Origin of the sequence: Phaeodactylibacter luteus, assembly GCF_007993045.1 — a bacterium.
GTDB lineage: Bacteria > Bacteroidota > Bacteroidia > Chitinophagales > Saprospiraceae > Phaeodactylibacter > Phaeodactylibacter luteus.
The window spans coordinates 1-285 of the sequence record NZ_VOOR01000258.1 but is presented as its reverse complement, the minus strand read 5'-3'; the positions used below and the strand labels follow the sequence as shown (position 1 = coordinate 285).

The window sequence follows — 285 nt, the reverse complement described above, 5'->3', positions numbered from 1 at the left end:
GGCATTGCAGGCGCCAACTTCGTAGCCGTCAAGATCGGCGACGTGAACGGCGACGCACAGCCTAACAGCTTCGCAGGCGTTGAGGAGCGTGCCACTGGCACTTTCGCGCTGAACGTAGCAGAAGCCAGCCTGACGGCGGGCAACGAGTACAGCGTGGCAGTGACCGCAGCGGGCCTTGCCAACATCGAAGGCTACCAGGCGACCCTGACGCTGAGCAGCGCAGTAGAACTGGTGGACATCGTGAGCGGCGTAGCAGCAGAAGAGAACTTCGGCTTCACTTACGCT

The 285-nt window shown here is 61.8% G+C and carries 1 pseudogene; it reads left to right on the top strand.

What is annotated here, in order from left to right:
- A pseudogene (locus FRY97_RS22790) lies at window positions 1-285 on the top strand (T9SS type A sorting domain-containing protein); the annotation flags it as partial.